The following is a 17,740-nucleotide window of genomic DNA, read 5'->3' on the forward strand; positions in this document are numbered from 1 at the left end:
GGACAGGACTCTGCCGGTTGGAGCACTCTCGAAGTCAACGCCTGATGCGGCGATCGCGGACCGCGGTTCACCGCGTACCATTCGCCCACTCGTTCGCCCCGCGCGTCCCCTTGGAGCACACCTTCCGTGGCCAGTCCGCCCACGCCCCCGATACCCCCGCCCTCCGTACCCTCGCCCACGGGCCCCGGCCCGTACGGCGGGTACCGCCCCTTCCCGCCCGTCGCGCCCCACGTCCCGGTGAACGGGTTCGCGATCGCGTCCCTGGTGACCGGGGTCCTCTGCTTCCTCCCCGGGGTCGGCCTGGTCCTCGGCGCCGTCGGCCTCCTGCAGATCCGCAGGCGGCGCGAACGCGGCACGGGGCTCGCGGCCGCCGGCATGGCGCTCTCCGGCGTCGGGCTCGCCGTCGCGCTCCTCCTCGGCGCCACCGGCGCGGCGAAGGACTTCGCCGACGGCTTCCGCTACGACGTCGAGGCGGCCGCGCGGCGGGGGGCTCTCGCCGACCTGGCGGCCGGGGACTGCTACGACCCGGTCGGCAGGCAGGACGACGAGGAGGTCTCCGAGGTCGTGAAGCGGTCCTGCGCGCAGCCGCACGCAGGGGAGGTCTTCGCCGTGTTCCCGGTCGAGGGGTTCGACTCCTATCCGGGCGACGAGAAGCTGGACGCCATCGGCGCCGACACGTGCTGGGAGCGGCAGACGGCGTTCACCATGGACACCTGGGCGGTGCCCGCCGGCGTGGAGATGTACTACTTCGTGCCTCTGGAGGAGTCCTGGCGGCTGGGCGACCGCAGCGTGACCTGCGCGATGGTCGACGAGCGCGGCAGGCGGAAGGGCTCGGTCCGCGCGGACGAGCAGAGCCACGACAAGGACCAGGCGGCCTTCCTCAGGTCCGTCAACGCCGTCGACGTCGTCTCCTCGCGGATGCCGGTCGCCGACCCCGAGGACGACCTGGGCGCGAACCGGAAGTACGCCGCGGAGGTCCGCGCGGCACTGGACACCGAACTGTCCGCGCTCAGCGGGCACGCCTTCTCGCCCGAGGCGCGCAAGCGGGTCGCGGCGTACGTCGCGGAGCGCGCACGAGCGGTCGAGGACTGGGAACGCGCCGCGGACGCCTCCGACGCCGACGAGTTCTGGGCCGCCTGCGGCGAGGCCGAGGAGGCCATGGGGCTCGAGGCCGAGATCCCGGTCCGCAAGGCCCTCGGCCTGGAGCAGAAGCTGCCGAAGTGGTACACGGACCCCGCGGACGACGTCTCCGTGTGACCGGACCCCGCGGGCGCTCGTCACCTGTCCGGGCCGGGGGCTCGGGGCGGCAGGCACTCCGGCCCGCGGACGCACGCGAAGGGGGCCGGGGCGTCGACGCCCCGGCCCCCCGTCGCCGTGCGGGCGGCCGTTCTAACTCAGGCCCTTGTGGAGGGACTTGACGAGTTCGCCGTCGGGGGTGTCCGCGTCGAGCGACCAGATCATGGCGCCGCCGAGCTTGAGGCCCTTGATGTACGCGGCCTTGGTGCGCAGCACGATCGGGTCGTCGTACGTCCAGAGCGTGTTGCCGTCGAACAGCCACGCGTGCCCGCCGAGCAGGTCGCGGTGGACCTTGTACGTGCCGGAGTCCGCGAGCTTCTTCAGCTCCTCGTAGTCCTCGTAGCCCGCCGCGTACCTGGCCGGCGCGGGACCGGTCGCCGGCTGGCCGAGGCCGTCGCCGCCGCCGCTGACCCCGGTCCAGCCCTGACCGTAGAAGGGCACGCCGACGACCAGCTTGCGGGCGGGGGCGCCGCGCTTGATCCAGTCGAACACGACCTGGTTCACGCTGTAGTCGTTCCGCGCGAAGAGCGCGGACTGCTGGGCGGTGGTCTTCTCGCCGGAGACGTGGAAGTCGTAGCCCTGCAGGTTGACGAAGTCGAAGTCCTTGATGATCTTCTTGACGTCGAAGCCGGCGTCGATCTTCGCGGGAGCGGCCGGCACGTACGCCGTCAGCTCGTACTTCTTCTTCTGCTCCCTGCCGTACGCGTCGATCTGTTTGCGGAACTCCGCGATCAGCGCGGTGAAGTTGGCCTTGTCCTCCGGGCGGAAGACGGTGCCGGCGTCACCCGCCGAGCCGGGCCACTCCCAGTCGACGTCGATGCCGTCGAAGAGGCCGGCCGCCGCGCCGTCGCCGCCGCGGGCGCCGTCGACGGGCAGGTTGCCCTTGAGGTGCAGGTCGACGCAGGAGGCGACGAGCGCCCTGCGGGCCTCGGGGGTGCGGACGCTGTCGGAGAAGTTCTTGGACCAGCTCCAGCCGCCCAGCGAGATCATCACCTTCAGGCCGGGGTACTTGGCCTTGAGCTCGCGCAGCTGGTTGAAGTTGCCGGCGAGCTTCTGCTCGGCGGTGTCCGCCACGCCGTCGATGTTGTCGGCGGCGTCGATCGGACGGGCGTAGTCGGCCCAGGCGTCGGCCTGGCCCGCCACGTTCCCGGTGAAGCACTTGCCGTCGGTGCTGATGTTCCCGAAGGCGTAGTTGATGTGGGTGAGGCGGGCCGCGGTGCCGCTGGTGTCCAGGTCCTTGACCTGGAAGTCGCGGCCGTAGACGCCCCATTGGGTGAAGTACCCGACGCGCTTGTAGGAGGATTCCGCCTGCTGGCCGGACCCGCCGGACCCGTGGGACGAGGGTCCCGCCGAGGCTGTGGGGGCCAGGGTGGCGATGAGCGAAGTGGCACAGGCCGCGGCTGTGGCGAGCCTGCCGAGAAGTCTTCGGCGCATGGGCGGAAGCTATTGGTCTGGACCATGGATGGTCAAGAGGCTGTCAAGGAACGGCAGTTGGCGTGCGGTGGACCTGTCCGCGTGAGCTTCCGCTTAAACGTTCCCGCCCTGCGGGTCATCACTTCGGGTGATTGTCTGGCCCGGGCTTGCGGGCGGCAACCGACGGTTGTCACGCTGTTGCTGTCCGTCAGGTCGAGGGGAGCGTTAAGTGACATTCGGTGAGCAGCCGGCCTACCTGCGCGTCGCGGGCGATCTCCGCCAAAAGATCGTCGACGGCTCGCTGCCTCCTCACACCCGGTTGCCCAGCCAGGCCCGCATCCGCGAGGAGTACGGCGTCTCGGACACGGTCGCGCTGGAGGCCCGCAAGGTCCTCATGGCCGAGGGGCTGGTCGAGGGCCGCTCCGGTTCGGGGACGTACGTGCGGGAGATCCCCGTGCCGCGCAGGGTGGCCCGCTCCGGTTTCCGCCCGGCCGGCGGCTCGACGCCGTTCCGCCAGGAGCAGGCCGAGGGCGGCGCGCGGGGCACCTGGGAGTCCCGCAGCGAGCAGACGGACGCGAGCCCCGCCGTCGCCGAGCGCCTCGGTCTGGAGGAGGGCGACCGCGTGATGTGCACCCGGTACGTCTTCCGGGACGCGGGCGAGCCCATGATGCTCTCCACCTCCTGGGAGCCGCTCGCCATCACCGGCCGCACCCCCGTGATGCTCCCGGAGGAGGGCCCGCTCGGCGGCTGCGGGGTGGTCGAGCGGATGGCCGCGATCGACATCGTCGTGGACAACGTGGTGGAGGAGGTCGGCGCCCGCCCCGGCCTCGCCGAGGAGCTCCACGCGCTCGGCGGCGTCCCGGGCCACGCGGTCCTCGCCCTGGAGCGCACCTACTACGCCTCCGGCCGCGCGGTGGAGACGGCGGACGTGGTCGTCCCCGCCGACCGCTACCGGATCTCGTACCACCTGCCGGTGCGGTAGCGCCGTCGCGGGTCCCGCTCCCCAGGGGGGCGCGTTCTTCGGAGCGCGCCCCCCTCTCCGTGGCCGATTGCGTACCTCTTTGTGAAAACGCGTATCCGGTGCGTGAAGGTCGGGCGTACGCTCGGGCATATGCGACAAGCGCATTCGGCACGTCGGGCGGTCGACAGGCGGGGAGCGGGAGATGGGGACAGGACCAGTGACAGAGAGCTCCGCGACTCTCCCCTGGCTGGTGATCAGGCAGGACGACAACGGCAACCGCTACCGCGTGGGCCGCTACGCCACCCGCGCCGAGGCGCAGCGGGTCGCCGACGGCCTGGAGCAGCGCGGCCACAAGCAGCTCTACTGGGTGGAGCGCGTCGACGACCCGCAGCAGTGAGCCGGGTGCCGCGGCGGACGGGCGGCTCCGCGGGGGCCCGGGGCCCGCGCCCTGGTCGGGCGGACGGCAGGCTGCGCCTGGTCCGGGGCGCTTCGAGAGCCGACCGGCCCGCATAGGGTGCGCCCATGACGGAACGACGTGTGGTGGTCGGTGCGGCCCTCTACGACCGGGCGCCCGGCGCCGACGGGTGCCGGCTGCTCGCGGCGCGGCGCAGCGCGCCCGCCGAGCTGGCCGGGCGGTGGGAGCTGCCCGGCGGCAAGGTGGAGCCCGGCGAGCCGCCCGCGGACGCGCTGGTCAGGGAGTTGCGCGAGGAGCTCGGGGTGACGGCGGAGCCCCTGGAGCGCATCGCGGGGGAGTGGCCGCTGCGCGCGCCGTACGTCCTGCACGTCTGGACCGCCCGGCTGGCCGCCGCGTCCGCGGAACCGCGGCCGCTGGAGGACCACGACGAGCTGCGATGGCTCGGCCCGGACGAGGTATGGGACGTCGACTGGCTCGACCAGGACCGCCCCGCGGTCCGTGAGGCCGCCGCCCGGCTCTGACCGCGGCCCGCCCGGCTCCGGCCCGCCGCCCCGCGTGCGCCCCCCGTGCGGGTGCGCCCCCTGCGGTCTGCGCGTCCTCGCGAGGCAGGGGGGCGTGCGCCCGCGCGAGGGGCGCACGGTGCCCGTGCGGTACGCCGTTCGTGCCACTGTGCGCCACGAGGCGACCACTGTGGCGGTAGTCCGCTGTCGAAATCGGGTATGGGGCAGGTAACCCCCGCAAACCGGACAGCGTCCGCCGTAGGTCTGGAAGTGGTCGCGTGATCGAGACCGAAGGCGACCGTGCCGAGTGGACGTTCCCGGCCGAGGCGAGTGCCGTCCGCTCCGTCCGCGGCCTGGTCCGCGGCACGCTGGGCGCCTGGGAGATGGACGACTGCGCGGACGTCACGGTGCTGCTCGTCAGCGAACTCGTGACCAACTCCGTCCGCCACGCCTCCGGGCCGATCGGCGTCCGGCTGATCCGGCCGGCCAGGCGCCTGGACGGGCTCCGCGTCGAGGTCTCGGACCCGCACCCGGAGCCGCCGCGCGAGCGCGCCGCCCGCCCCGACGACGAGGGCGGACGAGGACTGCAGCTGCTGGCCTGTTCCGTGCGCGAGTGGGGTACTCGTCGAGGGGAAGCGGGCAAAACGGTGTGGTTCGAACTCGCCCCCGCCGGTGAGGAGCGGGGGTGAGGGGATCTCGGCCGGAAAGGCGTGTGATCCGAAGACGCCGTGAACATTGTGTTGCACGCGGCCGTAGTGCTGAAGTGTTCACCCGGGGCAACGCGACCGTCCGGGACGGTCGCGAAGGCCCCCGACCCCGTCCGCGAGGACGGGCTGCCGCCGAGGGGATCAGGCCCTGAGGCGGTGCGCTGGAGGGGACGGTCGCGTGAGCGAGATACCGGCGGACGTGAGGGCACACGGCGGGCGCGGGGCTGCCGTGTGGCAGGCGAGCCCGCCAGGATCCATCTACGACTACATCAAGGTGGCCTCCTTCTCGCTCGGCCCCGACGGGCGCATCGAGCAGTGGAGCGCGCGGGCCGAGGAGCAGTTCGGGGTGTCCGCGGCCGACGCCGTCGGCAAGGACCCCGTCGACGCCTTCGTCCCCCCCGAGCTGCGCGGCCGCGGCCGCCACCGGGTCGCCGAGATACTCGACGGCAAGGAGTGGACCGGCACCGTGCCCTTCCGGATGCCGCCCGGCTCAGGCGACCGGGCCGGCGCCGAGGGCGTCGCCGAGATCTACGTGATGCCGACCCGCACCGAGCGCGGCGAGAACGCCGCGGTGTGCATCGTGGTGGACGTCCGGGCCCTGCGCGGGATCGAGACCGACCTCGCCGCCTCGCAGGCGATTTTCGGCCAATCCCCGTTCGGGTTCCTCCTCTTCGACACCGAGCTGCGCGTCCAGCGCGCCAACCGGCGGTTCGCCTCCGTCTTCGGCGGCGCGACCGAGGCCCACCGCGGCCAGACCGTCCACGACTACCTGCCGCCCGCCGAGGCCGAGCGCATGGACACGGCCCTGCGCCGGGTCCTGGAGACCGGCGAGTCGGTCACCGAGCTCCAGGTCGTCGGACCCGTGCCCGGCAGCAGCGAGCGCCGCCACTGGTCCATCAACCTCTACCGGGTGCACAGCGGTTCGGGCCGCCCGGTCGGCGTCGCCGGGCTCGGCACCGACGTCACCCGCCGGCACATCGCCGCCCGCGAGGCCGCCCGCGCCCGCCGCAACCTCGCCCTGCTCAACGAGGCCGGCGCCCGGATCGGCAACTCCCTCGACCTGGAGACCACCGCCAAGGAACTCCTCGGCGTCACCGTGCCCGGCTTCTGCGACCTGGCCTCCGTCGACCTGTACCAGGGCCTGCTCGCCGGCGACGAGACCCCGCCCGGCCTCGCCGACGGCAGCGCGGAGGTCCGCCGCGTCGCCTTCGCCAGCGCCGTCTCCGACGCGCCCCTCGGCCGCGAGGAGTACGAGGGACGCGACGCGTACGACGACTCCGGCGACACCGCCGCCGGCTCCGGCGACCACGGCGGCGGCCCGCCGGACGTCCGGGTCGGGGCCGTCCACCGCTACCCGTTCAACTCGCCCGGCGCGGGCGCCCTGCGCACCGGCCGGCCCCAGCTGCTCCCCGGCGCCGACGGCGACCTCGTCCACTCCACCCTCGCCGTCCCGATGGTCGCCCACGACACCGTCGTCGGCCTCGTCCACTTCTCCCGCACCAAGGGCAGCGAACCGTTCGGCGAGCGCGACCGGGCGCTGGCCGTCGAGCTCGCCGCGCGGGCCGCGGTCTGCATCGACAACGCCCGGCTCTACCGCCGCGAGCACGAGCGCGCGCTCATCCTCCAGCGCAGCCTGCTGCCCCCCGGCGACCCCGAGGCCGCCGGCCTCGACATCGCGTGCCGGTACCTGCCCGGCAACACCGCCACCGAGGTCGGCGGCGACTGGTTCGACGTCATCGAGCTGCCCGGGCACCGCACCGCGCTCGTCGTCGGCGACGTCATGGGCCGCGGGCTGCGCGCCGCCGTCGCCATGGGCGAGCTGCGCACGGCCGTCCGCACGCTCGCGCTGCTCGACCTGGAGCCCGCCGAGGTGCTCTCGGCGCTCGACGAGATCGCCCGCGGCCTCGGCACCCCCGGCACCTCCCGGCAGAAGACCGCCCGCGCCGCGCTGCAGCCGCACGACACCGACCTCTCCGAGGTCTACCTCGCCACCTGCGTCTACGCCGTCTACGACCCCGTCACCCGCCGCGTCACCTTCGCCAACGCCGGCCACCTGCCGCCGGTCCTCGTCGAGCCCGGTGAGGAGGCGCTGCTGCTCGACGTGCCGCCGGGCATGCCGCTCGGGGTCGGCGGCGAGCCGTTCGAGGAGGTCGAGGTCGAGCTCCCCGAGGGCGCGCTCCTCGCCCTCTACACCGACGGCCTCGTGGAGTCCCGCGACCACTCCCTCGACGAGGGCCTCTCCGCGTTCCGCCGCTCGCTCGCCGACGCGGGGCGGGTCCTGGAGGACGTCGCCGACCACGTCCTCACCACGCTGGAGACCAGCCACGGCGAGGACGACATCGCGCTGCTCATGGCCCGCGTCCAGGGGCTGCCCGCGGGCGCCGTCGGCGACTGGACGCTCCCCCGCGAGCCCCGCTCCGTCGGGCGCGCCCGCGAGCTGACCCGCGGGCAGCTCGTCGCCTGGGAGCTCGAACCCCTCATCGACACCGTCGAGCTCCTCGTCAGCGAACTCGTCACCAACGCGCTGCGGTACGGCGAGGGCGAGATCCGGCTGCGCCTCCTGCGCGACCGCACCCTCGTCTGCGAGGTCTGGGACTCCGGCCTCGTCCAGCCCCGCCGCCGGCGCGCCCGCGACACCGACGAGGGCGGCCGCGGCCTCCAGCTCGTCGGCCTGCTCTCCGCGGCCTGGGGCTCGCGCCGCACCCCCCGCGGCAAGACGGTCTGGTTCGAGCTGTCCCTCCCGGACGGGGAGACCCCGTCCGAACCGTCGGTGGAGGCGCTGCTCAGCATGTTCTGACGACGCGCGGGCGCGGCCCGTGCACGGGCCGAAGGCGCGAAGCCGCCCGGTCGCGGGGGTGAGTATGTCCGCATACGCTCTCGAATGTGACGGCGACCACCAGTGCGGCCAAGCGCCGAACCCCCCGCACCCGAGCCCGCGCGGCCCTCGTCGCCGCGCTGTTCTGCCTCACCGCGCTCCCGCACACCGCGCACGCGGAGGACCCCGTCACGCTGTCGCGCAGCGGCCAGGTCACCGACGGGGTGGACGCGCTGGGCGACCGCGCCGACGAGGTGGACGCCGCCCTCGACCGGCTCTACGACGACCGCCGCGTCCAGCTCTTCGTCACCTACGTCCGCGACTTCTCCGGCGAGGACGCCCAGTCCTGGGCCGACGCCACCGCCACCCGCAACGGCCTCGGCCAGGACGACCTCCTGCTCGCCGTCGCCACGGACGACCGCCGGTACGCGTACTCGGTGGACGACGACGCCCCCCTGACGGACGACGAGCTGCGGGACGTGGCCGCGACGGCGATCGAACCCGCCCTGCGCGCGAACGACTGGGCAGGCGCGGCCGTCGGCGCGGCGAACGGCTACGACGCCGTCCTCGGCGGCGACCCCGTCCCGACCCCGACGATCCGGCCCGGCGACCCCGCCCCCGGCGGTTCGGACGGCGGCGGCGCGGGCACGGGGTGGCTGCTCGGGCTTGTCGCGGTGGCCGCCGCCGGCCTGGTCGCCCTGCTCGTGTTCAACCGCCGGCGCAGGCCCCCGGGCCCCTCCGGACCGGCCGCGGACGCCCCCGCCTGGGGCGGCAGCGTGGCCCAGCGGCAGCTCCCGCTCGCCGACCTGGACGCGCACGCCAAGCAGCTCCTCGTGGAGACCGACGACGCCGTCCGCACCAGCGAGGAGGAACTCGGCTTCGCCACCGCCCAGTTCGGCGAGAACGCGACCCGGCCCTTCGCCGACGCCCTCGCCTTCGCGAAGGGCGAGCTGACCGCCGCGTTCCGGCTGCGCCAGCAGCTCGACGACGCCGAGCCGGAGGACGACCCCACCCGCCGCCGGATGCTGGACGAGATCGTCGCCCGCTGCACCGAGGCCGACCGCCGGCTCGACGCCGAGTCCGACGCGTTCGACCGGCTGCGCGACCTGGAGCGCACCGCCCCGCAGGCCGTCGAGTCCGCCGGGGCGGCGTTCCGCGCCCTCACCACCCGCACCACCGCCGCCGCGTCCGCCCTCGCCGGCCTCCGGCAGCGCTACGCGGAGTCCGCGACCGCCGCCGTCGCCTCCAACGTCGACCAGGCCCAGGACCGGCTGGTCTTCGCCACCGAGTCGCTCAACCAGGCCCGCCAGGCCCTCGCCGCCGAGGACAACGCGCAGGCCGCGGTCTACGTGCGGGCGGCCGAGGGGGCCGTCGGGCAGGCGACCACGCTCGTCGACGCCGTCGACCGGCGGGCCGCGGAGCTCACCGAGGCCGCGGAGCGGCTGACCGCCGCGACCACCGAGACCGAGACCGACCTCGCCGACGCGCGCGGCCTGCTCGAAGGCACCGCCCAGGGCGCCTCCACCGCGGACCTGCGCGGCCGCATCGCCCGCGCCGAGGCGGTGCTCGCCGACGTCGCCGAGGCTCGCGCGGGCGGGCCCTGGGACCCGATCGACGCCCTGCGGCGCGTCGAGGAGGCCGACACCGCCCTCGACGAGGCGCTGTCCGGCGCACGCGAGCGCGAGAGCGGCGACCGGCGCGCCGCCGCCCTCTTCGACCAGGCCGCGCTCGCCGCCCGCAGCGCGGTCGACGCCGCGACCGACTACGTCACCACCCACCGCGGCGCCGTCGGCAGCCAGGCCCGCACCCGGCTCGCCGAGGCGCAGCGGCACCTCGCCGCGGCCGGCCCGCTCGCGGCCGCCGACCCCGCCGACGCGCTCGCGGAGGTCCAGCGGGCCGACGCCCTCGCCCGCCAGGCCCAGCAGCTCGCCGAGCAGGACGTGCGCGCCTACGGCGACCCGTACAGCCGCGGTCCGGCCCGGGGCGGGGTCATGGGCGGGTCCGGCGGGGCCGTCCTCGGCGGGATCATCCTCGGCGAGCTGCTCGGCGGGGGGCGGGGCGGCGGGTTCGGCGGGGGCGGGTTCGGAGGCGGCGGCTTCGGCGGCGGGCCCGGGCCCGGCAGTTTCGGCGGGGGCGGTACGCGCGGCCGCAGGGGTGGGGGCGGCCGCTTCTGAACTCCCTTCCCCCGCCGGTCCACCACTCCCGTCAGGAGCCCCTCATGACCAAGCAGAGCATCCTCGGCCGGGTCGCCCAGCTCGCCAAGGCGAACATCAACTCCCTCCTCGACCAGGCCGAGGACCCGGAGAAGATGCTCGACCAGCTCATCCGCGACTACACCGGCAACATCGCCGAGGCCGAGCAGGCCGTCGCCACCACCATCGGCAACCTCCGCCTCCTCGAACAGGACCACCGCGAGGACGTCACCGCGGCGGGGGAGTGGGGCGGCAAGGCGCTCGCGGCGTCCCGCAAGGCCGACGAGCTGCGTGCCGCCGGCAACGCGGCCGACGCGGACAAGTTCGACAACCTCGCCAAGGTCGCGCTCGGCCGTCAGCTCGCCTCCGAGCAGGAGGCGGCCGCGGCCGAGCCGAACATCGCGTCCCAGACCGCGGTCGTCGACAAGCTCAAGGCCGGGCTCGACCAGATGAAGCAGAAGCTGGTCGACCTCAAGGCCAAGCGCGACCAGCTCGTCGCGCGCGCCAAGACCGCGGAGGCGCAGAACACGATGATGGACGCGGTCAAGTCCGTCAACGTGCTCGATCCCACCAGCGAGCTGGGACGCTTCGAGGACAAGGTCCGCAGGGAGGAGGCGCGGGCGCTCGGGCAGCAGGAGCTGGCGGCGTCCTCCCTCGACGCGCAGTTCGAGCAACTCGACTCGCTCGGCGACCAGTCGGAGATCGACGCGCGCCTCGCCGCGCTCAAGTCCCCTTAGCGCGAGGGCGCGTTGCCCCTGCGGGGCAGGGGTCCACCGTGGCGGGCGCACACGTCGCTGCGCTGGGCACTGTGGGCTGTGCCCACCCTTCCCCGAGCTCTCGGCTTCGCTCGAGCAGGGGATACCCCACTCGCCCTGCGGCACGATTGCCCACAGCAAGCCCCCCCTTTTCAGCCCGGCCGGCGTTTGAGGCCGCCGGGCGGAGCCCGGTACGCGCCGCAGGCGCACAGCCGCCCGGCGAGGGATTCGGGAAGGGGCGGGGTGGGGGAGAGGAACCGGGGCGAAGTCCCGGAGTCAGGCGTTGCGCCGGCGGATCTTGGAGCCCAGCCAGACGAGCGGGTCGTACTTGCGGTCCGCCGCGCGCTCCTTGAGGGGGATCAGCGCGTTGTCGGTGATCCGGATGCCCTCCGGGCACACCTCGGTGCAGCACTTGGTGATGTTGCAGTACCCGAGCCCGTGCTCGTCCTGCGCGGACGCCTTCCGATCGACCCCCGCGGAGGCCGCCGCGTCCAACGGATGCATGTCCAGCTCGGCGATCCGCATCAGGAACCGCGGCCCGGCGAACGCCGCCTTGTTCTCCTCGTGGTCGCGGACGACATGGCACACGTCCTGGCACAGGAAGCACTCGATGCACTTGCGGAACTCCTGCGACCGGTTCACGTCCTCCTGCGCCATCCGGTACTCGCCCGCCCCCACCCCCTCCGGCGGCACGAACGCCGGGACCGAGCGCGCCTTCGCGTAGTTGAAGGACACGTCCGTCACCAGGTCCCGCACGACCGGGAACGCCCGCAGCGGCGTGAGCGTGATCACCTCGTCGCGGGCGAACGTCGACATCCGCGTCATGCACAGCAGCCGCGGCCGCCCGTTCACCTCCGCCGAGCACGACCCGCACTTGCCCGCCTTGCAGTTCCACCGCACGGCCAGGTCCGGCGCCTGCGTGGCCTGGATGCGGTGCACGATGTCGAGGACGACCTCCCCCTCGTTCACCTCCACCCGGAAGTCGGCGAGCCCTCCGCCCTCCACGTCCCCGCGCCACACCCGGAACGCCGCCTCGTAACCGCTCATCAGGAGATCTCCTCGTCCGCGAGGTACTTGGCGAGCTCGTCCTTCTCGAAGAGCGCCAGCAGGTCGGCCCGGACGGGCTCGGTCGTCTCCCGCTCCAGGTCGATCTGGCCGAGGACGGGATCGTCGGCGGCCGCCGTGCCGTCCCGCGCCGCGAGCCGGCACAGCAGGTTGATCCGCCGCCACGCGCGGTCCATCCCCGGTCGGTCCTCCCGGGTGTGGCCGCCCCGCGACTCGGTCCGCTCCAGGGCGGCGCGCGCCACGCACTCGCTGACGAGCAGCATGTTCCGCAGGTCGAGTGCGAGGTGCCAGCCCGGGTTGAACTGCCGGTGCCCCTCGACGCCGGCCCGCCGCGCCCGCACCCGCAGCTCGCCGAGCTTCTCCAGGGCCTGCGCCATCTCCGCCTCCCGCCGGATGATGCCGACCAGGTCGTTCATGGTCTGCTGCAGCTCCTGGTGCAGGGTGTACGGGTTCTCCGGCGGCGTCCCCGGCCCCCCGGCCTCCGGGGTCCCGCCACCGGATCCCGCACCCGCGCCGGGTCCCGCCTCCGACTCCTCCGCGCTGAACGGCCGCAGCGCCTCCGCCGCCGCCGCGTCGACCTCCGCGTCCGCCGCGACCGGCCGGTCCGCCGCGCCGGCCGCGTACTGCGCCGCGTGGAGCCCGGCGCGGCGGCCGAAGACCAGCAGGTCGGAGAGCGAGTTCCCGCCGAGCCGGTTCGAGCCGTGCATCCCGCCGGCCACCTCGCCCGCCGCGAAGAGCCCGGGCACGCCCCGGGCCGCCGCGGTGTCGGAGTCGACGGAGACGCCGCCCATCACGTAGTGGCAGGTCGGCCCGACCTCCATCGGCTCGGCGGTGATGTCGACGTCCGCCAGCTCCTTGAACTGGTGGTACATCGACGGCAGCCGCCGCCGGATGGTCTCCGCGGGCATCCGGGTGGAGACGTCGAGGAACACCCCGCCGTGGGGCGAGCCGCGCCCCGCCTTCACCTCGGCGTTGATCGCGCGGGCGACCTCGTCGCGGGGCAGCAGTTCGGGCGGGCGCCGGTTGTTGTCGGCGTCCTCGTACCAGCGGTCGCCCTCCTCCTCGGTCCGGGCGTACTTCTCCTTGAAGACGTCCGGCACGTAGTCGAACATGAACCGCCTGCCCTCGGAGTTCCGCAGCACCCCGCCGTCGCCGCGCACCGACTCGGTGACGAGGATCCCCTTCACCGACGGCGGCCAGACCATGCCGGTGGGGTGGAACTGCACGAACTCCATGTTCACCAGCGGGGCGCCGGCGAGCAGGGCGAGCGCGTGCCCGTCGCCGGTGTACTCCCAGGAGTTGGACGTCACCTTGAACGACTTGCCGATGCCGCCGGTGGCCAGCACCACCGAGGGCGCCTCCAGGACGAAGAACCGCCCGGTCTCCCGGTCGTAGGCGAAGACGCCCGCCACCCGCCCGTCGTCGGACTTCAGCACCCGGGTGACCGTGCACTCCTGGAAGACCCGCAGCCGGGACTCGTGGTCGCCCGTCTCGGCGAAGTCCTCCTGCTGGAGGGAGACGATCTTCTGCTGGAGGGTGCGGATCAGCTCCAGGCCGGTCCGGTCGCCGACGTGCGCGAGCCGGGGGTACTCGTGGCCGCCGAAGTTGCGCTGCGAGATCCGGCCGTCGCGGGTCCGGTCGAAAAGCGCGCCCCAGGTCTCCAGCTCCCACACCCGGTCGGGGGCCTCCTGCGCGTGCAGCTCGGCCATCCGCCACTGGTTGAGGAACTTGCCCCCGCGCATGGTGTCGCGGAAGTGGACCTGCCAGTTGTCGCCGGAGTTGACGTTGCCCATGGACGCGGCGATCCCGCCCTCGGCCATGACGGTGTGCGCCTTGCCGAAGAGCGACTTGCAGATCACCGCCGTGCGCGCGCCCCGCTCCCGCGCCGCGATCGCGGCCCGCAGCCCCGCCCCGCCGGCCCCGATCACGACCACGTCCCACGGCTGCCGGTCGACCACTGCCATCGGTGAGGACCTCGAATCCTGAGAGTCGGATGTGGACCGGCACGGGACGGCCCGCACCAGCGGCGGGTCAGAACAGCACCGGGTCCGTGAACGCCCCGGTCGCGAGCAGGTAGACGTAGAGGTCGGCGAGGGCCACCGAGACGAGCGAGGCCCACGCCAGCTCCATGTGGCGGGCGTTGAGCTTCCCGACCCACCCCCACAGCCGGTAGCGCACCGGGTGCTTGGAGAAGTGCTTGAGCCGCCCGCCGACGATGTGCCGGCAGGAGTGGCAGGAGAGCGTGTAGGCCCAGATCAGCGCGATGTTCGCGACCATCACGAGCGTCCCGAGGCCGACATGGCCCCACTCGTACGACGGATCGCGGAAGGCGAGCACGGTGTCGTAGGTGAGGATCGCGGCGACGGGCACGGCGGCGTAGAAGAAGTACCGGTGGATGTTCTGCAGGATCAGCGGGAAGCGGGTCTCGCCGGTGTACTTCCTGTGCGGTTCGGCGACCGCGCAGGCGGGCGGGGACGCCCAGAACCCGCGGTAGTAGGCCTTGCGGTAGTAGTAGCAGGTCAGCCGGAAGCCGAGCGGGAAGACGAGGACCAGCAGCGCGGGGGACAGGCCCCACCAGCTGCCGAACAGCTCCCAGTTGGGCCCGCCCTTCATCGGCGCGCAGTTCTCCGCCAGGCAGGGCGAGTAGAACGGCGAGACGTAGGGCGCCGCGTAGTAGTCGGCGTTCGAGAACGCCCGCCACGACGAGTACACGACGAACGCGAGCAGCCCGGCGGCGGTCAGGGCGGGCTGCGCCCACCACCGGTCGGTGCGCAGGTGCCGGGCGGCGATGGCGGCGCGCGCGGCCCCGCGCACCCCGCCGGCGCCCGGGCCCGCGCCGGGTGGTTCGCCGGGTCGGGTCTCCGGTCGGGGATCGGTACCTGTGGACAACACGGGCTCCTGGGGCCGGTCGGCGTACGGGGGCGGCGGGGCGGGGCCGCGCGGGCGCCGCGCGGCCGCGGTTCCTACGGGGCGCGCCGGTCGCGCGCGCCGAGCCCCTCGTCGTCGGAGTCCGTCCACAGGGCGCTGTCGTAGGGCGTGTCCGGGACGGTGATCAGGCCGGGGTCGAGCCGGGCCGCCGCGGCCAGCTCCGGCACGGCGGCGCGCAGCAGCGCGAGGCTCTCCTTGAGGCGGTCGGCGTCCTGGCGGACCCGGCGGATGTCCAGGCCCGGGCCGACCTGCTGCTCCAGGCGGCCGACGGAGCGGCCGAGCTCGTCCAGGCAGCGGTGGACGGCGGTGAGATCGTCCTGCAACGACACGTGCGGACCTCGCAATCCGGGCAGGGGGTGCGCGGGGGCGGTGCGGTGCGACGCGGAGGATCGTGCGTCTGCGAGTGTCGCGCGTCACACTCGCGCTTGGGAAGACGCGTGCGCCGATCCCCCGCCCCGTACGCACCGCGGGCCCCCCCGCGGCCGTCCCCGCGCCCCCGGGCGCCGCGGGAGCGGACCCGGCCGCCCCGCCCCGGCCGCCCCGCCCCGGTCCGGAGCGCCCCCGCCGCCGGGTGCCCCCGCCGCCGGGTGCCCCCGCCCCGTCGTGCCGCCGAACGGGTGCATCCCTCGCCGCCCCGCGCCGTGTCGGTGCGCCTGCGTCCTGCCGGGCGCTTTCAGTGAAAGGCGATACGTGTGATCAACGCAGTAATCCCCCAGACGTGGACGCACCGACCCTTACGGAGGTAATCGGTCATGGCTCGCAGACTCCGATCGGCCGCCCTGCTCGCCAGCGGAGCGCTGGCCCTGCCCGTCCTGCTCACCGGCTGCGGTGCCGACGACGAGGCGGTCGCCAAGCCGGTCGCCCCCGACCTCGCCGCCGCCCCGCGCGGCAAGGTGGCCGACGGCGGGACCGTCCGCTGGGCGGTCGACCAGACGCCGCGGACGCTCAACGCCTTCCAGGCGGACGCCGACCCCGGCACCGCCCGGGTCGCCGGCGCGGTGCTGCCCGCGCTGTTCACCCTTGACGCCAGCGGCCGGCCGCAGCGCAACGCCGACTACCTGACGACCGCCGGGATCGTCGAGCGCGAGCCGAAGCAGGTCGTCCGCTACCAGCTCGACCAGCGCGCCACCTGGAGCAACGGCCGCGACATCACCGCCGCCGACTTCGCCGCCCAGTGGCAGGCGCTCTCCGGGAAGAACACCGCGTACTGGACCGCCCGCAACGCCGGCTACGACCGGATCGGGAAGATCGAGCGCGGGGAGTCGGAGAACGAGGTGCTCGTCACCTTCGACAAGCCCTACGCCGACTGGCGCTCGCTGTTCACCCCGCTGTACCCGAAGGAGGTCATGGGCAGCCCCGAGGCCTTCAACGAGCGGTCCCGCACGGCGCTCGCGGCGACGGCCGGCCCCTTCACCACCCGGAAGGCCGGCGGCCAGGTCACCCTGGTCCGCGACCCGCACTGGTGGGGCGACCCGGCGAAGCTGGACTCGATCGTCCTGACGAAGGTCGCGCCCGGCGCCCGGGCCGACGCGCTCGCCGCCGGCAGCGTCGACCTCGCGGGCGTCGGCGGCGCCGACGCCGAGCGGATCGCCGACGACAAGGCGCTGCGCGCCTACCAGGTCCGCAAGTCGCTGGAGCCCGCCTACACCCAGCTCGCGCTCAACGGCACCAGCGGGCCGCTCACCGACGAGCGGGTGCGCCGGGCCGTGGCGCAGGCCGTCGACCGCAAGGCCCTGGCCGAGATGGTCCTCGACCCGCTCGGCCTGCCCGCGCAGACGGTCGGCAGCCACCTCGCCCTCGCCGGCCAGCAGGCCTACTCCGACAACAGCGACGCGCTCGGCAAGAGCGACCCCGGTGCCGTGCGGGCGCTGCTCGCCGAGGCCGGCTGGAAGGCCCCCAAGGGCGCCGCGGACGCCCCGGACGCGGACGCCGCCGCGGGCGGCGAGGCCGACGGCAAGGCGGCCGACGGCGACACCGCCCTCGTCGCCCCCGCCCGCGACGTCGCGGCCCTCAGCGCCGCCCTGCGCCGCCAGGCCGACGCGTTCGCCACCGACGAGAGCCGCAAGAACGGCCGGGCCGGCGCGTACGCCCCGCAGGGCACCCCGGCGCCCGGCAGCGTGCCGTACCTCGTCACCAAGGACGGCAAGCCGCTCACCCTGCGCCTGGTGCTGCCCACCGGGCCCGGCACCGAGTCGCTCAACGCGGTCGGCGAGAAGGTCGCCCAGATGCTCCGGGAGGCCGGGATCAGCACGGAGACGGACAAGGTCTCCGGCGCCGGCTACTTCAAGGACCACATCGCCGCCGGCGACTTCGACCTCGCCCTCTACTCCTGGCCCGGCTCGGCCTACCCGGCCACCGACGCCCGCCCCATCTACGCCAAGCCCCGCCCGGCCGCCGACGGCTCGCTGACCGTCGAGCAGAACTACGCCCGGGTCGGCACCGACCACATCGACCAGCTCTTCGCCGAGGCCATCGGCGAGCTGGACGAGGGCGACGCGGCGAAGCTGCTCGGCAAGGCGGACGCCCGGCTCTGGGCGGCCGCCGGCTCGATCCCGCTGTACCAGCGGCCCGAACTGGTCGCCGCCAAGGAGAAGCTGGTGAACGCGGGCGCGTTCGGGATGTCCAGCCCGCGCTATCAGGACATCGGTTACCTGAAGTAACCACTGGTGGAGCAGGGAAGCGCGGGCCCCGGC

The 17,740-nt window shown here is 74.3% G+C and carries 14 protein-coding genes; 9 read left to right on the forward strand and 5 right to left on the reverse strand.

Translation table 11 applies throughout. The features are described from left to right. The first annotated feature begins 126 nt into the window (after positions 1–126). Entirely contained in the window at positions 127–1,257 is a 1,131-nt protein-coding gene (locus ACFWEG_RS12455) for a DUF4190 domain-containing protein (RefSeq protein WP_387212895.1), read from the forward strand. A 132-nt stretch (positions 1,258–1,389) separates the two neighbouring features. Here ACFWEG_RS12455 and ACFWEG_RS12460 read toward each other — a convergent pair whose 3' ends face one another. Continuing rightward, positions 1,390–2,730 carry a glycoside hydrolase family 18 protein gene (locus ACFWEG_RS12460; protein ID WP_387212898.1) on the reverse strand — a complete coding sequence of 447 codons (1,341 nt, stop codon included), beginning with the start codon at positions 2,728–2,730 and terminating at the stop codon, positions 1,390–1,392. Between the two features lie 208 nt (positions 2,731–2,938). Here ACFWEG_RS12460 and ACFWEG_RS12465 point away from each other — a divergent pair, with 208 nt between their 5' ends. The 7 genes from ACFWEG_RS12465 to ACFWEG_RS12495 all read left to right on the forward strand — a co-directional run bounded on the left by ACFWEG_RS12465 (position 2,939) and on the right by ACFWEG_RS12495 (position 11,036). Beyond that, entirely contained in the window at positions 2,939–3,691 is a 753-nt protein-coding gene (locus ACFWEG_RS12465; protein WP_387212901.1) for a GntR family transcriptional regulator, read from the forward strand. A gap of 196 nt (positions 3,692–3,887) precedes the next feature. Further along, positions 3,888–4,067, forward strand: a complete 180-nt coding sequence (locus tag ACFWEG_RS12470) for an SPOR domain-containing protein (protein ID WP_387212905.1) — start codon at positions 3,888–3,890, stop codon at positions 4,065–4,067. 125 nt (positions 4,068–4,192) lie between these two features. Next, positions 4,193–4,606, forward strand: a complete 414-nt coding sequence (locus tag ACFWEG_RS12475) for a (deoxy)nucleoside triphosphate pyrophosphohydrolase (protein ID WP_387212908.1) — start codon at positions 4,193–4,195, stop codon at positions 4,604–4,606. Between the two features lie 257 nt (positions 4,607–4,863). Beyond that, positions 4,864–5,274 carry an ATP-binding protein gene (locus ACFWEG_RS12480; protein WP_387212911.1) on the forward strand — a complete coding sequence of 137 codons (411 nt, stop codon included), beginning with the start codon at positions 4,864–4,866 and terminating at the stop codon, positions 5,272–5,274. A 196-nt stretch (positions 5,275–5,470) separates the two neighbouring features. Further along, complete coding sequence (locus ACFWEG_RS12485) at positions 5,471–8,089, forward strand: SpoIIE family protein phosphatase (protein WP_387212914.1); 2,619 nt, start codon at positions 5,471–5,473, stop codon at positions 8,087–8,089. Positions 8,090–8,175: 86 nt separating this feature from the next. Continuing rightward, on the forward strand, positions 8,176–10,281 hold the full coding sequence (locus ACFWEG_RS12490; RefSeq protein WP_387212918.1) for a TPM domain-containing protein: 2,106 nt from the start codon (positions 8,176–8,178) through the stop codon (positions 10,279–10,281). 44 nt (positions 10,282–10,325) lie between these two features. Beyond that, positions 10,326–11,036, forward strand: a complete 711-nt coding sequence (locus tag ACFWEG_RS12495; protein ID WP_387212921.1) for a PspA/IM30 family protein — start codon at positions 10,326–10,328, stop codon at positions 11,034–11,036. A 294-nt stretch (positions 11,037–11,330) separates the two neighbouring features. Here ACFWEG_RS12495 and ACFWEG_RS12500 read toward each other — a convergent pair whose 3' ends face one another. The 4 genes from ACFWEG_RS12500 to ACFWEG_RS12515 all read right to left on the reverse strand — a co-directional run bounded on the left by ACFWEG_RS12500 (position 11,331) and on the right by ACFWEG_RS12515 (position 15,376). Then, positions 11,331–12,101 carry a succinate dehydrogenase/fumarate reductase iron-sulfur subunit gene (locus tag ACFWEG_RS12500; protein WP_387212924.1) on the reverse strand — a complete coding sequence of 257 codons (771 nt, stop codon included), beginning with the start codon at positions 12,099–12,101 and terminating at the stop codon, positions 11,331–11,333. Beyond that, a complete protein-coding gene (locus ACFWEG_RS12505) occupies positions 12,101–14,083 on the reverse strand; it encodes a fumarate reductase/succinate dehydrogenase flavoprotein subunit (RefSeq protein WP_387212927.1) in 1,983 nt (660 codons plus the stop codon). Before ACFWEG_RS12505 ends, ACFWEG_RS12500 begins: the two co-directional genes overlap by 1 nt. A gap of 67 nt (positions 14,084–14,150) precedes the next feature. Beyond that, positions 14,151–15,008: a hypothetical protein gene (locus ACFWEG_RS12510; protein ID WP_387212930.1), complete on the reverse strand. Its 858-nt coding sequence runs from the start codon at positions 15,006–15,008 to the stop codon at positions 14,151–14,153. A 74-nt stretch (positions 15,009–15,082) separates the two neighbouring features. After that, positions 15,083–15,376 carry a hypothetical protein gene (locus ACFWEG_RS12515; protein WP_387212933.1) on the reverse strand — a complete coding sequence of 98 codons (294 nt, stop codon included), beginning with the start codon at positions 15,374–15,376 and terminating at the stop codon, positions 15,083–15,085. Positions 15,377–15,799: 423 nt separating this feature from the next. Here ACFWEG_RS12515 and ACFWEG_RS12520 point away from each other — a divergent pair, with 423 nt between their 5' ends. Then, complete coding sequence (locus ACFWEG_RS12520) at positions 15,800–17,707, forward strand: ABC transporter family substrate-binding protein (protein WP_387212936.1); 1,908 nt, start codon at positions 15,800–15,802, stop codon at positions 17,705–17,707. Positions 17,708–17,740: the final 33 nt, after the last annotated feature.

It is taken from the genome of Streptomyces sp. NPDC060194 (assembly GCF_042728285.1).
Classification (GTDB): Bacteria; Actinomycetota; Actinomycetes; order Streptomycetales; family Streptomycetaceae; genus Streptomyces.